The sequence below is a fragment of the Cypionkella sp. genome, from assembly GCF_034376685.1.
Lineage (GTDB): Bacteria > Pseudomonadota > Alphaproteobacteria > Rhodobacterales > Rhodobacteraceae > Cypionkella.
In genome coordinates this window covers 78,105-93,035 of the sequence record NZ_JAXMJJ010000094.1, presented here as the reverse complement: position 1 = coordinate 93,035, position 14,931 = coordinate 78,105, and the positions used below count along the sequence as shown (strand labels likewise).

16 protein-coding genes are annotated in these 14,931 nt (G+C 61.3%); 7 read left to right on the top strand and 9 right to left on the bottom strand.

Annotation, left to right across the window (positions count from 1 at the left end; translation table 11 throughout):
- Positions 1–48: 48 nt before the first annotated feature.
- A complete protein-coding gene (locus tag U1A24_RS18160) occupies positions 49–621 on the bottom strand; it encodes a hypothetical protein (protein WP_322323391.1) in 573 nt (190 codons plus the stop codon).
- A 105-nt stretch (positions 622–726) separates the two neighbouring features.
- Positions 727–1,407, bottom strand: a complete 681-nt coding sequence (locus tag U1A24_RS18155) for an aquaporin (protein ID WP_322323390.1) — start codon at positions 1,405–1,407, stop codon at positions 727–729.
- 113 nt (positions 1,408–1,520) lie between these two features.
- Between U1A24_RS18155 and lipA the strand changes: the two genes are divergently transcribed.
- Positions 1,521–2,471 (top strand): lipoyl synthase, encoded by a 951-nt coding sequence (lipA, locus tag U1A24_RS18150; RefSeq protein WP_322323389.1) that lies wholly within the window; start codon positions 1,521–1,523, stop codon positions 2,469–2,471.
- Here lipA and U1A24_RS18145 read toward each other — a convergent pair.
- The 4 genes from U1A24_RS18145 to hpt all read right to left on the bottom strand — a co-directional run bounded on the left by U1A24_RS18145 (position 2,468) and on the right by hpt (position 4,807).
- On the bottom strand, positions 2,468–3,088 hold the full coding sequence (locus U1A24_RS18145) for a glutathione S-transferase family protein (protein ID WP_322323388.1): 621 nt from the start codon (positions 3,086–3,088) through the stop codon (positions 2,468–2,470). The two genes, lipA and U1A24_RS18145, sit on opposite strands and share 4 nt — an antisense overlap.
- Entirely contained in the window at positions 3,089–3,979 is an 891-nt protein-coding gene (locus U1A24_RS18140; protein ID WP_322323387.1) for a cytochrome c, read from the bottom strand.
- 115 nt (positions 3,980–4,094) lie between these two features.
- On the bottom strand, positions 4,095–4,268 hold the full coding sequence (locus U1A24_RS18135; RefSeq protein ID WP_322323386.1) for a hypothetical protein: 174 nt from the start codon (positions 4,266–4,268) through the stop codon (positions 4,095–4,097).
- Entirely contained in the window at positions 4,268–4,807 is a 540-nt protein-coding gene (gene hpt, locus U1A24_RS18130) for a hypoxanthine phosphoribosyltransferase (protein WP_322323385.1), read from the bottom strand. The genes U1A24_RS18135 and hpt overlap by 1 nt, the downstream gene beginning before the upstream one ends.
- A 67-nt stretch (positions 4,808–4,874) precedes the next feature.
- On the opposite strand from hpt, the gene U1A24_RS18125 reads away from it, so the two are divergent.
- Positions 4,875–5,333, top strand: coding sequence for a type II toxin-antitoxin system RatA family toxin (locus U1A24_RS18125; protein ID WP_322323384.1), 459 nt, complete (start codon positions 4,875–4,877; stop codon positions 5,331–5,333).
- Between the two features lie 77 nt (positions 5,334–5,410).
- On the opposite strand, the gene U1A24_RS18120 is transcribed toward U1A24_RS18125, so the two are convergent.
- Genes U1A24_RS18120 through U1A24_RS18110 form a run of 3 tightly spaced genes read right to left on the bottom strand, consistent with a single transcriptional unit; the run spans position 5,411 to position 7,503 of the window.
- Positions 5,411–5,875, bottom strand: coding sequence for a CinA family protein (locus U1A24_RS18120; RefSeq protein ID WP_322323383.1), 465 nt, complete (start codon positions 5,873–5,875; stop codon positions 5,411–5,413).
- 3 nt (positions 5,876–5,878) lie between these two features.
- Positions 5,879–6,382 carry a phosphatidylglycerophosphatase A gene (locus tag U1A24_RS18115; protein WP_322323382.1) on the bottom strand — a complete coding sequence of 168 codons (504 nt, stop codon included), beginning with the start codon at positions 6,380–6,382 and terminating at the stop codon, positions 5,879–5,881.
- On the bottom strand, positions 6,379–7,503 hold the full coding sequence (locus tag U1A24_RS18110) for a bifunctional 2-C-methyl-D-erythritol 4-phosphate cytidylyltransferase/2-C-methyl-D-erythritol 2,4-cyclodiphosphate synthase (protein ID WP_322323381.1): 1,125 nt from the start codon (positions 7,501–7,503) through the stop codon (positions 6,379–6,381). The genes U1A24_RS18115 and U1A24_RS18110 overlap by 4 nt, the downstream gene beginning before the upstream one ends.
- Positions 7,504–7,695: 192 nt before the next feature.
- Here U1A24_RS18110 and dusB point away from each other — a divergent pair, with 192 nt between their 5' ends.
- The 5 genes from dusB (at position 7,696) to U1A24_RS18085 (ending at position 14,891) form a co-directional block, all read left to right on the top strand.
- Positions 7,696–8,688, top strand: a complete 993-nt coding sequence (gene dusB / locus U1A24_RS18105; protein ID WP_322323380.1) for a tRNA dihydrouridine synthase DusB — start codon at positions 7,696–7,698, stop codon at positions 8,686–8,688.
- Positions 8,685–9,770: a two-component system sensor histidine kinase NtrB gene (locus tag U1A24_RS18100; protein WP_322323379.1), complete on the top strand. Its 1,086-nt coding sequence runs from the start codon at positions 8,685–8,687 to the stop codon at positions 9,768–9,770. Before dusB ends, U1A24_RS18100 begins: the two co-directional genes overlap by 4 nt.
- Positions 9,771–11,138: a response regulator gene (locus U1A24_RS18095; RefSeq protein WP_322323378.1), complete on the top strand. Its 1,368-nt coding sequence runs from the start codon at positions 9,771–9,773 to the stop codon at positions 11,136–11,138. It abuts the gene before it with no gap.
- A 148-nt stretch (positions 11,139–11,286) separates the two neighbouring features.
- Complete coding sequence (locus U1A24_RS18090) at positions 11,287–13,497, top strand: PAS domain-containing sensor histidine kinase (protein WP_322323452.1); 2,211 nt, start codon at positions 11,287–11,289, stop codon at positions 13,495–13,497.
- Positions 13,494–14,891 (top strand): sigma-54 dependent transcriptional regulator, encoded by a 1,398-nt coding sequence (locus U1A24_RS18085; protein WP_322323377.1) that lies wholly within the window; start codon positions 13,494–13,496, stop codon positions 14,889–14,891. Before U1A24_RS18090 ends, U1A24_RS18085 begins: the two co-directional genes overlap by 4 nt.
- Positions 14,892–14,931: the final 40 nt, after the last annotated feature.

Sequence of the window (14,931 nt, the reverse complement as noted above, 5' to 3'; positions counted from 1 at the left end):
TGCAAACCTGCGCGCCCCGGCGGCTGAACGCCTCAACCGGCACGCCCTTTAAGCTCCCAGACCCTTTGCCAGCAGCGTCAGCGACACCACGCTCAGCCACACTGAAGCACCGCGCCGGAACCATAACATCGGCCCGCTTTGGTGGCCCGACATCCCGCCCAACCAAGCGCCAAATCCCGCCCAACCTGCCGCCACGATTACCACCAGCGCCGCAAAAAGCCCCAAGTTTGCCACCAGATGATCAGGCGAGGGCAATAGCACCAGACCGAAAATCAACGCCTTCGGGTTCAGCATCGTGGTGGTGAACACCAAACCCGCGCTGACACCAGACGCACCTTTCGGCAGATTTTGCGGCAGCCACAGTTTCAGCGCCAACCAAGCCACCCAAAGCCCCGCGGCAATCGCCACCACGGCACGGGCGCGCGGGGCATCGTGCAACAGCGCGGCCCCCAGCAGCGTCAGCGGCACCACCACCACCAGATAGCCCGCAAGCTCGGCCGGTATCAGCCACAGGGCCGCACGATGGCCACGCTCGGCCCCGCCCAGAAACAACAAGGTGTTGGTCGGTCCGGGCGTGATCAACAGCACGAAGATGGCGAGGGTCAGTTCAATCATGGTCATGCGGCCTTCTAACCAGGCCGACCCTATCGCGACCCTGATCCAGATCAACCGCAAAAGAAAACGGGCGAAGGTGTCCCATCGCCCGTCTAGGATCGCCAGAACCGATCAGGCGCGGGTCAGCCCGAGCTTATAGATCACACCTGCCACAGCACCCCCCGCCAAGGGGGCCACGATGAACAGCCACAGCTGCGACAGCGCCGTGCCGCCGACAAACAGCGCAGGCCCGATCGAGCGCGCCGGGTTCACCGACACTCCGGTGACGTTGATGCCGACCAGATGGATCGCCGCCAGCGTCAAGCCAATAGCAAGGCCCGCAAAGCCCGCCGTCGATCCGGCTCCGGTTGCGCCCAGAATCACGGTGACGAAAATGAAGGTCATCACGAACTCGAACATCAGCGCCGCCGACATCGCATAGCCACCCAGATAGCCCACACCATAGCCGTTCTGGCCCAGACCATTCACCGCGACGCTATACTCTGCCTGACCCGAGGCGATGCAATACAGCACCAAAGCCCCCGCGATCGCCCCTGCCACCTGTGCCGCCGCGTAGCCTGCGCAATCGGCCGCAGACATCCGCCCCGCCGCGACCATGCCCAGAGAAACCGCCGGGTTCAGATGCGCGCCCGAGATCGCGCCAAGCCCGTAAGCCGCCGCGATAATCGCCAGCCCAAAGGCCAGCGCAATGCCGGTAAAGCCCACAGTCGCGCCACCGATCACGGCCGCGCCACAGCCAAACAACACCAGAATGAAAGTTCCCAAAGCTTCGGCTAGCAGTTTTTTTGTCATTTTCTGTCCCTTACCCTTGTTATGGTTGCATGGGCCTGCGGCGGGAACGCCGTTGCCAAGCCCTGTTTAGCAGACTATTTGTAAACCCAAGTTGGTTTCAGGGGGAAAAACCGTTGCGCGATCTCAAGCTGCCGGATCAACGTCACCCTGAAAAGGCGCATAAGCCCGATAATGCGCAGCCGAAAAAGCCGGATTGGATTCGCGTCCGCGCGCCAACCTCAGAAGGCTACAAGAAAACCCGCGACATTCTGCGTGAGAAAAAGCTGGTCACCGTTTGCGAAGAAGCCGGTTGCCCGAACGTCGGCGAGTGCTGGTCGCAGGGCCACGCCACCATGATGATCATGGGCGATATCTGCACCCGTGGCTGCTCGTTCTGCAACATTGCCACCGGCAAGCCGAACAACCTTGATGCGTTCGAGCCGGGGCGGGTGGCCCATGCCGTGGCCGAACTCGGCCTCAATCATGTGGTGATCACCTCTGTGGACCGCGATGATCTGGCGGACGGCGGGGCCGAGCATTTCGCCCAGACCATCCGCGCCATCCGCCACCGTGCGCCCGGCACCACGATTGAGATCCTGACGCCGGATTTCTTGAAATGCCCGCCTTCCGCCTTGGAAAAGGTCGTCGAGGCCCGCCCGGATGTGTTCAACCACAACCTTGAAACCGTCCCCGGCCTTTACCCCACCGTGCGCCCCGGCGCGCGCTATTTCCACTCGTTGCGGCTGCTGCAGAAGGTCAAGGAACTCGACCCGACGCTGTTCACCAAATCCGGTATCATGGTGGGTCTGGGTGAAGACCGCCAAGGCGTGCATCAGGTGATGGACGACATGCGCGCCGCAGATGTCGATTTCCTGACCATCGGCCAGTATCTGCAACCAACGCCGAAACACCACCGGGTTGATCGGTTCGTCACCCCGGATGAGTTCAAAAGCTACGAGCAAACCGCCTTCGGCAAAGGCTTCCTGATGGTGTCGGCCACGCCGCTGACGCGCTCTAGCTACCACGCCGGCGACGATTTCGCGCGGTTGCGGCAGGCAAGGTTGCAGAAACTGGGCCGCGCTTAAGCCGGCGGCAGAAACGGCTGCGAGATCTGAGCGAAGACGGCAGTCTGTTCCAGCCGATCGGCAAAGGCGATCAGGGTTGGAAAATCCAAGTCCGCCATGACGCCGGGATGCGCTTCGCGCAAAAACCGCAGCGCACAACCCAGCGCGATATCGGCATGCCCCAACTTATCGCCAAACCAATAGGGGCCGGGACGGCTGGCCAGATCAGCCTCCAGCGCGTGCAGCACGGCGTGAATTTGCGCCCGACACCGCGCGTCAAAGGCAGGCGAGATCACCTCATGCATCGCGCGTTCATAGAACAGGCTGACCGCCTTATCCGCCAAGCCACAGGCCAAAGCGGCGACTTTCAGCGCCCGGTGGCGCGCAGGCTCGGTGCGCGGAAACAGCGGCTGATCGACCAGCCCGTCGAGATAATCCAGCATCATATGGCTGTCGACCAGCACAAAGCCATCGTCCAGCACCAATGTCGGCACCCGTGTCAGCGGGTTCAGCGCGCGCAAAAGGTCCGCATCGCCAAAGGCCGACCACGGGCGATGCTCAAACGCCATGCCATACAGCGTCAGCGCAATGCCAACGCGGCGCACAAAGGGGCTGTCATATTGACCGATCAGGATCATTCAGTTCACCGCTGGCACAAGTTGCAGATAGGCCGCGACCGCCTGGCGATCCGACGCTGGCAGCTTTGCCATATTCTCTACCACATGCGCCATATGGCCCCCCACCGAGTCAAATTCTGGCGTGAAGCCCGAGGTCAGATATTCGACCACTTCCGCAGCACTCCACGTCAGCTTCCACGGTGTGATATTCGGGATGCGGCCCTTGCCACTGGGATTAGGCGCGCCCGACAGCCATGCACTGCGCTGCAAGCCGCCCAAAGCGTTGCGCGGCGTGTGGCATTCACCGCAATGCGCCAGCGCCTCGGCAATATAGCGCCCGCGCGTTTGCTCGGGGGTCAGATCACCGGCAATCACCCAATCGGTGTTCTCAAACAGCAGCTTCCAGATCCCCAAGCTGCGCCGGATGTTGAACGGAAAGCCAACCTGATGCGGCTTGGAGGCTTCAGCAGAAGGCGGCAGTCCATCCATAAACGCCTTCAGATCGGCGACATCCTGCGGCAGCATCTTGTTATAGGCGTTATAGGGCAGGGCGGGATACAGATGTTCGCCCGCGCGGCCCACCCCCAACGTCACCGCATTGGCAAATTCCACCAAGGTCCAGCCGCCGATACCTTGCGTGGCGTCGGGCGAGATATTGGGCGCCAGAAACGTGCCAAACGCCGAGGGAAATTCTTGCCCACCCGTCAGCACCAGCTCATCCGCCCCCTTGGCATCCGCCGCCGCATGGCACGAGGCGCATCCGGCCGCCCAGAACACCAACTCGCCCTTGGCCGCATCGCCCGTCAGCGCCTCATACTGGCCAACATCCACCGACTGTGGCGCAGAAAGCAGCAGAAAGCCGCCAAACCCCAGAAGCACCACAGCCAGAAAGGCAGAAAGCAGTCGAGACATCGCCGTCCCCTTTGTGAAGTGCTGGCCCTCTGGTCTGGCCAATTATTGCCGCAGGTTACACCAGTATGCCCGTTTGGGAAGCGTCTTTCCGAACCAACCCGGCAGGCGGCCAGTTCTAGCGCAGCTTGGCTTTGCCATTGACCGAAAGCCAATCGGGCCAGCCCCAGATCTGCTCGATCCCGAACAAAACAAGGCACAAGACGATCACGCCCAGCACCAGTTTCACCTTCCACAACGGCGGTGGATGGCGTGCAAGGCGTGACATGCGGATCAGCCAGATCGGATTCATCAATCAGTAAACCGCACTTTGCCGATATAGGGCAGGTTGCGGTTTCTTTGCGCAAAATCAATGCCATATCCGACGACAAACTCATCAGGGATCTCAAACCCGGTCCAGGTTGCCTTGATATCCACCTCGCGCCGGGTGGGTTTGTCCAGCAAGGCGCAGACCTCCAGCCGATGCGGCTGGCGCGACATCAGCAGGTTTTTCACATGATGCAGGGTGAACCCGGTATCGACGATATCCTCCACCACCAACACATCCTGCCCGGCAATCTCGCCGCGCAGATCCTTCAAAATCCGTACCTCGCGGCTGGAATGCATCTCGTCGCCGTAAGACGACGCCTCCAGAAAATCCACCTGCACCGGCAGGTCAATTTCGCGCACCAGATCCGCGATGAACACGAAAGAACCGCGCAGCAGCCCGACCACGATCAGCTTGTCGCAATCCTTGTAATGGGCGGTGATCTCGCGGGCCAAAGCCTCGACCCGCGCCGCAATCGCCTTGGCCGAGATCATTTGGTCGATGACATATGGACGCGTCTGCATGGGGGCCTCTTGATTTCTGAGGGTTTTCTACCCAATACCTCTTTCCAAGTCACGCGATAGGTTACGCATGCCGCATCACCATGAGACCAAACAGCTGCCATATAAAGCCGTACAAATGTACGATCTTGTCGCCGATGTCGCGCGCTATCCCGAATTCCTGCCTTGGACCGCCGCCGCGCGCGTCCGCTCGCGCTCTCCCATTGCGGGGGGCGGCGAGGTGATGGAGGCCGATCTGGTGATCAGCTTCAAGGTCTTCCGTGAGCGTTTCGGCAGCCGCGTCACCCTGCTGCCCGCTGAGAACAAGATCCTGACCGAATATATCGACGGCCCGTTCAAACATCTGAAATCGGTCTGGAGCTTTCACGACACGCCAACCGGCTGCGCTGTCTCATTCGAGGTGGATTTCGAGTTCCGCAACCCGATCCTCGCGGGCCTGATCGGTCTTGTGTTCAACGAGGCGATGACCCGCGTGGTGCGCGCGTTTGAAGTCCGTGCGGCGAAACTCTACGGCACCATAAGTTCATAAAATTTAACTAAAGTTTGCTTTCAGACTGGCTTAAATATTCCGGGGTGTGGGGCTGGCCCCACTCCGGCATGAGCCCCCTACGCCATCGCCCGCAGCAACAACTCCAAAGCATGATCCCGTGCAGCCTTCCGCACCCGGTCGCGCCCGAGCGCCCCGAACTCCACCGTCTCCACCACAACCGCCTTGCCCTTCACCGCCAACCCAAAGCATACCCGCCCCTCGGGCTTGAACTCTGATCCGCCCGGCCCGGCAATCCCGGTGGTCGACACCGCCAGATCAGCCGTTGAATGCGCCAAAGCGCCCTCGGCCATCGCCGCTGCCACCGCTTCCGATACCGCGCCAAACTCTGCCAGCAGGGCCTCAGGCACCCCCAGCATGTCGATCTTTGCCTGATTGGAATAGGTCACGAAACCACGGTCAAACATATCTGACGATCCCGCCACTTCGGTCAGCGCCGCCGCAACCATGCCACCGGTGCAGCTTTCGGCGACAGCCACCCGATAGCCCCAATAGCGCGAAAGCCGCAGCAGTTCTGCCGTCATGGATCACCTCATCAAGATCATCGGAATGTGATAGGCCGCTGCCGCCACAACCGTCGCCAGACCAGCAAACAGCCCCGCCCACAGATCGTCAAGCATCACGCCCGCCGGATCATGCCTGCGATCCGCGCGCCCGACCAGCCAAGGCTTCCAGATGTCAAACAGCCGGAAGAACAAAAACGCCGCAATCGGGGCAGGGTAGGGCAGAAAGCCCTCATGTCCCCGCCACCAAAACGCCGCCGAGGAAAACAGCAGCGCAATCCATTGGCCTGCCACCTCATCAATCACAAACTCGGATGGATCAGCGGAAGGCGTATCGCGCAGCTCCACCGACACCGCCCAGAATCCCAAGGCGGTGACGGCAATCGTCGCCACCAGCAGCACCGGAAACCCCAGATACCGATCAATCAGCAGCGCCATGATCACCGCAACCAGCGATCCCCAAGTTCCCGGCGCGGGCCGCAACAGCCCCGCGCCAAACCAGATCGCCAGAACCCGTGTCAGCCTCATGCCCGCACCAAAGCGCAGGTTGCCATCGCGGCGATGCCTTCCTCACGTCCGGTGAACCCCAGCCGTTCCGAGGTCGTGGCCTTCACCGAAATCCGCTCCACCGCCACCTGCATGATCGCAGCCAGTGCCTCCCGCATCGCCTCGGCATGGGGGCCGATCTTGGGCCGCTCGCAGATCAATGTCACATCGCAATTCGCCAGCGCAAAGCCCTTCGCCCGCGCCAACCGCATCGCATGGGCTAGGAAGATCTTGCTCTCGGCGCCTTTCCATTGCGGATCAGACGGCGGGAAATGCCGGCCAATATCGCCCTCGGCCAAAGCACCATAGATCGCATCCGTCAAAGCGTGCATGCCAACATCGGCATCCGAATGGCCCAGCAGCGCGCGGCCATGCGGCACCTTGACCCCACAGAGCCACACCCCGTCGCCGTCACAAAACGCATGCACATCAAAGCCATTGCCCACCCGCAGATCCATCTGCCGCCCCTTCAAGATCGCCTCTGCCGATGCAAAATCGCCCGGAAAGGTCAGTTTCAGATTGTCCTCGTCACCCGCGACGATCACCACATCCAGACCATAGCTGCGCGCCACAGCCACATCATCGGCGGCCTCGCCCGGATGTGCCCGGTGTGCCGCCAAAATCGCCTCAAAGCGAAACCCCTGCGGTGTTTGCGCCCGAAACAGCCCGTCGCGCGGCACAGTGCCCACCACCAGCCCCGCCGCACCGCGCCACAAGGCATCGCTCACCGCCAGCGCCGGGGCAGCCCCATCCGACTGATCGAGGGCCGCGATCACCCGGCCAATCACCGCACCCGAGATCAACGGCCGCGCGCCGTCATGGATCAAGACGTGATCCACTCCACGCCCCACCAAAGCCTCCAACGCATTGCGCACCGAAGCCGTGCGTGACGCCCCGCCTTCGACAATCAGCACATCCAGCCCCAAAGCTTCGGCCCGCGCGCGATCGTCTGGATGCACCACCAGCACCCGCAGCATGCCCTCAAACGCAGCCAAAGCATGCGCCACCACCGGAAGCCCGGCCAACAACTGCCATTGCTTCGGCATATCCCCGCCGGCGCGCAGCCCGCGTCCTGCGGCGGTGATGATGGCGGCTGTTGTCATGCTATTTCCTTTTGCACTTATCTAAGCGACTGCTTCCGCTCTGACAATCTGCCCCAACCCATGCCAATCTGGTCGCGAAATGCAGCATAGTCGCCTAATTATTGTGCATTGCTTAGAAATAGGGCATAAACGAGAGGGCCAGCCCTTGGCGAACCCGCAGCCGGGGCGCATGTTTCCCCCAAAGGAGCCGCAATGTCCCTGTCATTAGGCGCAATCTCTCTGCATCCCCCGGTGATTCTGGCACCGATGGCGGGCATCACCGATCTGCCATTCCGGCGGATGGTGGTGCGCTTTGGCGCAGGGTTAGTGGTGTCGGAAATGATCGCGTCCGAGGAAGTGATGAAGGCGCAGCCCTTGGCGCGGGCCCGTGCCGAGTTGGGGTTTTCCGAGGCCGCCACTTCCGTGCAACTCGCGGGCCGCGATCCCTATTGGATGGCCGAGGCCGCGCGCTATGTCGAAGCCCAAGGTGCTAAAGTCATCGACATCAACATGGGCTGCCCGGCGAAACGGGTGACGGCTGCGGGCGGTAATGGCGCTTGTGGTTCGGCCTTGATGAAGGAACCCGAACTGGCGCTCGCGCTGATCGAATCGGTGATCAACGCTGTTAGCGTTCCTGTCACCCTAAAAACCCGGCTCGGCTGGGATGATGCTTCGCTGAACGCTCCACAAATCGCGAAATCCGCCGAAGGGGCAGGGGTGCAGATGATCACCATCCACGGCCGCACCCGCTGCCAGTTCTACAAAGGCAGCGCCGATTGGGCCGCCATTGCTGCGGTGAAAGCGGCAGTTTCTGTGCCGGTGATCGCCAATGGCGATATTGTCGATGTGACGACGGCCAAACAGGCGCTGGCACTCTCCAAAGCCGACGGCGTCATGGTCGGGCGCGGCGCGCAGGGTGCGCCGTGGCGTCTGGCCGAAATCGCGCACGCGCTTTACGGCACGCCCGCGCCGCAGATCCCCACAGGGGAAGCCCTCGCCGATCTGGTGATCGAGCACTACGATCACATGCTGGCATTCTACGGCCCCGATCTTGGCATCCGTGTCGCCCGCAAACATCTCGGCTGGTATCTTGAAGCCGCCCAGATCACCCGCAACCGCGAGGCGATCCTGACCGCCACCAGCCCCGCGACCGTCCGCAACCTGATCCGCGACAGCTTTTCCCCGGCAACCGAGGTGGCGGCATGACCGATTTCAACGGCCAGGCGCTTTGGGCCTCATTGCCGCTGCCCGCGCTGCTGATCGGCCCCACCGGGCTGATCCTTGACGTCAATCCCCCGGCCGAAACCTTCCTGAACGCCTCATCGAAAAGCCTCGTCGGCCAACCGCTGCTGGATCGTTTGTCGATCGACGCCCCGATGGAAGACGCGCTTGCCCGCGTCCATGCCCACGAATCGCCCTTGTTCATCGCCGAAGCCGACGTGACCACCGGCGAACGCGCCCCGGTGCAATGCGCGCTGCAAATGGCCCCGCTGCAAGACAGCCCCGGCTGCGTGCTGCTGCTGATTTCCCCGCGCGAGATTGCCGAACGTCTGGGCCGCTCGATGCAGGTGACGTCTGCTGCAAAATCCGCCATCGGCATGGCCGAAATGCTGGCGCATGAGATCAAGAACCCGCTGGCAGGCATCTCTGGTGCTGCACAACTGCTGGCGATGGGCCTCGGCCCCGAAGATCTGGAACTGACCGATCTGATCGTCGAAGAGACCCGTCGCATCGTCAAACTGCTGGAACAGGTCGAGCAATTCGGCAACCTGCGCCCGCCCGCCCGTCGCGCTGTCAACATCCATGATGCACTGGATCGCGCCCGCCGCTCGGCGCTGGTCGGGTTTGGCGCGCATATGAGCATCACCGAAGATTACGACCCCTCGCTGCCTGCCACCTTCGCTGACAACGATCAGCTGATGCAAGTCTTCCTGAACTTGTTGAAGAACGCCTCGGAAGCTGCTGGTTCCAAAGGCGGAACCATCCGTCTGCATACGTTCTATGACCACTCTCTGCGCCGCCGCCGCAAGGACGGTTCCGGCTCTACCTTGCCGCTACAAGTCGAAATCATCGACGACGGCCCCGGCATCCCGCCCAGTATCGCCACCGACATCTTCGAGCCATTTGTGTCGGGCCGCGAGAATGGCACCGGCCTTGGCCTCGCCTTGGTTTCCAAGATCATCTCTGACCATGAGGGCTGGATCTCGGTTGATTCCGCCCCCGGTCGCACTGTTTTCCGCATTTCCCTACCGCTCGCACCCCGCGGGCTACCCGAGGAGTCCCACTAAATGGATGGCACCATTCTTGTCGCCGATGACGACCGCACCATCCGCACCGTTTTGACCCAGGCGCTGACCCGCGCCGGGTGTAAAGTGCATGCAACTTCCAGCCTGATGACCCTGATGCGTTGGGTCGAAGAGGGCAAAGGCGATCTGGTGATTTCAGACGTGATCATGCCCGACGGCAACGGCCTTGAAGCGCTGCCGCGCATTGCCCAGCTGCGCCCCGGCCTGCCGGTGATCGTGATTTCCGCTCAGAATACGATAATGACCGCGATTCAAGCCGCCGAGGCCGAGGCGTTTGACTACCTGCCGAAGCCCTTCGATCTGCCCGACCTGATGAAACGCTCCGCCCGTGCGCTGGATTTGAAGCGCCACGCCCCCAAACCCAGCGCAGCACCCCGCGAAATGGGCGATGATCTGCCCTTGGTGGGCCGCACCCCCGCAATGCAGGCGCTGTATCGCCTTGTCGCCCGCGTGATGAACGCCGATCTGCCCGTGCTGATCTCGGGCGAATCCGGCACCGGAAAATCGCTGATCGCGCGTGCCGTTCACGATTTCTCCGATCGTCGCAGCCAGCCCTTCATCACCGCCCAAGCCACCGATCTGGCGGGCGTTGACGGCATCGCAACCCTGCTGGCCCGCGCCAAGGGCGGCAGCCTTGTGCTGGATGAGGTTTCGGATTTCGACGAAGACGCGCAGGCCCGGCTTGTGCGGATGCTCGACGTGATGGGTGACCACGCGCCGCGCATCATGGCGACTTCACAGGCCGATCTGGGCCAGAAGATGGAGGCCGGGGTTTTCCGCAAAGACCTGTTCTATCGTCTTGGCGGCGTCACCCTGCAAGTGCCGCCGCTGCGCGAACGTGTCGAAGACATCCCGCTGCTCGCCGAGCACTTTCTTGCCCGTGGCGAACGTGACATGGGCCTGCAACGCCGTCTCTCGCCCGAAGCCATGGCCATCGTGCGCGCCTATCCGTGGCCGGGCAATGTGCGTCAGTTGGAAAACCTGCTCAAACGCTTGCTGGTCACCGCGACCGAACCCGAAATCTCGAAGACCGAGATCGAACAGGCCTTGGGGGCGACTCAGCCGGTGCAGATCAGCCGATCCGGTGGCATGGACGGCGAAAAATTGTCAGCCTCAGTCGCGCGACATTTACAGCGCTATTTCGATCTGCACGGCGGGCAACTGCCGCCGCCAGGCGTCTACGACCGGATTTTGCGCGAAATGGAGGTGCCTTTGATTGAAATCGCCCTCGACGCCACCGGCGGCAATCAAGCAAAATGTGCCGATCTGTTGGGCATCAACCGCAATACCTTGCGCAAGAAGATCACCGATCTCGATATCCGCGTGACACGGCGTCGCAAGCTGATGTAAAACCGCCACAGAGCAGTGCCTTGCGCGTAACGTGGCGCGGAAAGCACAAAGCTGTGGCGGGGGCGACACTCCCCGCGTCAAAGGGTGGGGAATCTTGCAAGGCGCTTATCGCAGTCTCACATGGGCCAAACTGGCGCGCTTGCGCCGGATGCGGCGCGTGCAAAATGGGCTGACCTTCGGCCTTGTCTTCCTTGGCCCGATGCTGGCGGTGGGCACTTTTCTGGCGCTTGGGCCGTTCAACCTTGACGCCTCGTCGCAAAATCTGCGGCTGATCCTGCTTGTCGATATGGTCTACATCCTGCTGGTGGCAGGTCTGGTGCTGGCGCGTGTGATGCGGATGATCGCGGATCGCCGCTCGCAATCGGCAGGCTCGGCGCTGCATTTGCGCCTGACCGGGGTATTCGCCTTCGTGGCGCTGGTGCCGACGATTCTGGTCGCGGTGTTCGCGGTGCTGACGGTGAACATCGGGCTGGAGGGCTGGTTTTCAGAACGGGTCCGTAACGTGGTCTCGGCCTCGCTGACGGCCGCACAGGCCTATGAGGATGAGCAGACCAAGGCACTGAAAGACGATGCTTTCGCCTTGGCGGCTTTTCTGAATATCGCAAAACAAAAGACATTTTTCCTGCAAGACGATCAGGTGCGCCCGATCCTGACCCAAGGTCAGGCCGCCATTCAGCGCGGTTTGAAAGAGGTCTATCTGATCGACGGTGCAGCCACGCTGAAAACCCGTGGCGAGCGATCCTATCTGTTCGATTTCGAGCCGCCGAAACCCGAAGAACTTGCCCGCGCCAAACAGGGCGAAATCGTGGTGATACAGGATTGGGCCAACGACGAATTCCGCGCGCTGGTGCATCTGGATGCCTTCGCCGACCGCTATCTCTATGTCGCGCGCAGCGTTGACGGCGGAATTTTGTCGCTGCTGGATGAAACCAAGGAAACCGTGCGGCTGTATCAGCAGCTCGAATCCGAGCGCGGCACCATGCTGTTCAACTTCGGCCTGCTCTACCTCGGCTTCGCACTGATCCTTGTGCTGGCTGCGGTCTGGATGGGGCTGTGGTTCGCGGAACGCCTCAGCCGACCAGTGGGCCGCCTGGCCTATGCGGTGGGTCGGGTCAGCGCGGGCGATCTGGATGTGCAGGTGATCGAGGAAGAGGGCGATGATGAGATTGCCACTTTGTCGCGTGTTTTCAACCAGATGACGCATCAACTTAAAGGTCAGCGCGATGCTTTGGTCGACAGCCACCGCCAGACCGAACAACGCCGCCGCCTGTTCGATTCCGTGCTGTCCAACGTCACTGCGGGCGTGATCGGTCTGGATGCCGAAGGGGATATTGATTTCGCCAACCGCGCCGCTGAACGTCTGCTCGAGCTTGCCGATGGTGCAGCCGAGGTGCCACTTGCCATCGCCGTGCCGGAGTTCGCCGCGCTGTTTGAACGCCTGCGCGACATTGGCGGCTCTGCGGTGCAGGAAGAGGTGCGGCTGACCCGCAAGGGCAAGCTGGAAAGCCTGCTGGTCCGTATGTCGGTGCGGCGCAGCGAGTCCGGGCGGTTGGAAGGCTATGTGGTGGCCTTTGATGACGTGACCGAACTGGTTTCGGCACAGCGCATGGCGGCTTGGGGCGATGTGGCCCGCCGCATCGCGCATGAAATCAAGAACCCGCTGACCCCGATCCAGCTTTCCGCCGAACGGATCAAGCGCAAGTTCAGATCGCAAGTGCAAGACCCGGATGATCTTGATCAGTATACCGAAGTTATTGTGCGCCAAACCAATGACTTGCGCCGCATTGTGGATGAGTTTTCCAAATTCGCCCGCATGCCCGAACCGGATCGGCGCGAAACCGATCTGGTGGCGCTGCTGCGTGCCGCTGTGATGCTGCAAGAAAATGGCCAGCCCAGTGTTACCTTCCGCCGCAGCTTGGCCGAAGGTCCGCTGATGATGGAACTTGACGGCACCATGATCGGCCAAGCCCTGACAAACCTGATTAAGAATGCGGGGGAAGCCATTGAAACTCTGCATGAAAAATCAAAACCGGACGGCCATGTGCCAGAGATCCGCGTCAGCCTGACGGTGGACGAGTCTGAGGCCGTCATCCGCATTATGGACAATGGTATCGGCCTGCCGCCTGACCGCGCGCGGCTGTTTGAACCCTATGTCACAACCCGCGAGAAAGGCACCGGCTTAGGTCTGCCGATCGTGAAGAAAATCATTGAAGAACATGGCGGTACGCTGACACTTGAAGATGCGCCCGTCTTTGAAAACAACGCCCAAGCCGGAGCAATGGCGGTGATCCGTCTGCCTCGGGCACCGCGCAAGCGGGGGCAGCGCAACACGGGCCAAACGGGCCAGGGGGAAAAATGAGCAATATTCTGATCGTTGACGACGAAAAAGACATCCGCGAACTGATTGGCGATATTCTGAAGGACGAGGGCTATACCATTCGTCTTGCTGCAAATTCTGACGATTGCATGTCCGAGATCAACGCCGAAGCGCCCAGCCTGATGATCCTCGACATCTGGCTGAAAGACAGCCGGATGGATGGCATCGACATTCTGAAAACCGTCAAGCGCGACAACCCGGATATTCCGATTGTGATCATCTCGGGGCATGGAAACATCGAAATCGCCGTCGCCGCGATCAAGCAGGGCGCTTACGACTTTATTGAAAAGCCATTCAACATTGATCAGCTGATGGTGGTGGTCAGCCGTGCGATGGAAACCTCACGCCTGCGCCGCGAAAATGCCGATCTGCGCAGGCGCGACGTCACCTCATCCGAGATGATCGGATCAAGTCCGTCGTTCAGAACGTTGAAATCACAGCTTGAAAAGGTCACCAAGTCGAATGGTCGGGTGATGCTGGCGGGGCCTGCGGGCTCTGGCAAAGAGATGGCGGCGCGCTTCATCCACACCAACTCCAACCGCGCCTCGGCACCGTTCATTTCGGTGTCTTCGGCCACGATTGATGCCGACCGGATGGAGGAAGTGCTGTTTGGTCGCGAAACCGCGGACCGGGGTGTTGAAAAAGGCCTTTTGGAACAAGGCCATGGCGGCGTTGTCTATTTTGACGAAGTGGCCGAGATGCCACTGGGCACCCAAGCCAAAATTCTGCGTGTGTTGACCGATCAGCAATTCACCCGTGTCGGCGGCGCTGACAAGGTGCGCGTTGATCTGCGGGTGATTTCCTCGACCAGCCGGGATCTGCGCGCGGAAATTTCCGCAGGGCGCTTCCGGCAAGAGCTGTATGATCGGCTGAACGTGGTGCCAATCGCAGTGCCGTCGCTGGCAGAGCGGCGCGAGGATATTCCCGAATTAACAACGACTTTCGTGGAGATGTTCCACCGCACTCAAGGCCTGCCGCAACGCAAATTGACCGAAGAAGCCGAGGCGATGCTGCAAACCATGCAATGGCCCGGCAACATCCGCCAGCTGCGCAACGTGATCGAGCGGGTGCTGATCCTGGGCGATGGCACCGGCCCGATTGAGGCGCGCGAACTGCCCGGCCAAGAGGCCCCGACCGATACGGGCGGGCGCATGGTGCTGGGCGGGGCGATGGCCACGCTGCCGCTGCGTGAAGCGCGCGAGGTGTTTGAACGCGAGTATCTGCTGGCCCAGATCAACCGTTTTGGCGGCAATATCAGCCGCACCGCAGGGTTTGTTGGCATGGAACGCTCGGCCTTGCACCGCAAACTGAAGTCTTTGGGCGTCGTCACCACCGGGAAATCTGGCGGCCGTGGCGATGACGAGGACGAAGACTAAGCAGACTGTTGCAGAAAGAATCCAAATCGGGAACATCGGT

Excerpts from the sequence above, each read along its gene's own strand:
- U1A24_RS18160 (WP_322323391.1), bottom strand. The coding sequence starts at position 621 with ATGACCATGATTGAACTGACCCTCGCCATCTTCGTGCTGTTGATCACG.
- U1A24_RS18140 (WP_322323387.1), bottom strand. The coding sequence starts at position 3,979 with ATGTCTCGACTGCTTTCTGCCTTTCTGGCTGTGGTGCTTCTGGGGTTT.
- U1A24_RS18145 (WP_322323388.1), bottom strand. The coding sequence starts at position 3,088 with ATGATCCTGATCGGTCAATATGACAGCCCCTTTGTGCGCCGCGTTGGC.
- U1A24_RS18115 (WP_322323382.1), bottom strand. The coding sequence starts at position 6,382 with ATGAGGCTGACACGGGTTCTGGCGATCTGGTTTGGCGCGGGGCTGTTG.
- U1A24_RS18155 (WP_322323390.1), bottom strand. The coding sequence starts at position 1,407 with ATGACAAAAAAACTGCTAGCCGAAGCTTTGGGAACTTTCATTCTGGTG.
- U1A24_RS18135 (WP_322323386.1), bottom strand. The coding sequence starts at position 4,268 with ATGAATCCGATCTGGCTGATCCGCATGTCACGCCTTGCACGCCATCCA.
- U1A24_RS18120 (WP_322323383.1), bottom strand. The coding sequence starts at position 5,875 with ATGACGGCAGAACTGCTGCGGCTTTCGCGCTATTGGGGCTATCGGGTG.
- U1A24_RS18085 (WP_322323377.1), top strand. The coding sequence starts at position 13,494 with ATGAGCAATATTCTGATCGTTGACGACGAAAAAGACATCCGCGAACTG.
- U1A24_RS18100 (WP_322323379.1), top strand. The coding sequence starts at position 8,685 with ATGACCGATTTCAACGGCCAGGCGCTTTGGGCCTCATTGCCGCTGCCC.
- U1A24_RS18090 (WP_322323452.1), top strand. The coding sequence starts at position 11,287 with ATGCGGCGCGTGCAAAATGGGCTGACCTTCGGCCTTGTCTTCCTTGGC.
- U1A24_RS18110 (WP_322323381.1), bottom strand. The coding sequence starts at position 7,503 with ATGACAACAGCCGCCATCATCACCGCCGCAGGACGCGGGCTGCGCGCC.
- U1A24_RS18125 (WP_322323384.1), top strand. The coding sequence starts at position 4,875 with ATGCCGCATCACCATGAGACCAAACAGCTGCCATATAAAGCCGTACAA.
- U1A24_RS18095 (WP_322323378.1), top strand. The coding sequence starts at position 9,771 with ATGGATGGCACCATTCTTGTCGCCGATGACGACCGCACCATCCGCACC.
- hpt (WP_322323385.1), bottom strand. The coding sequence starts at position 4,807 with ATGCAGACGCGTCCATATGTCATCGACCAAATGATCTCGGCCAAGGCG.
- dusB (WP_322323380.1), top strand. The coding sequence starts at position 7,696 with ATGTCCCTGTCATTAGGCGCAATCTCTCTGCATCCCCCGGTGATTCTG.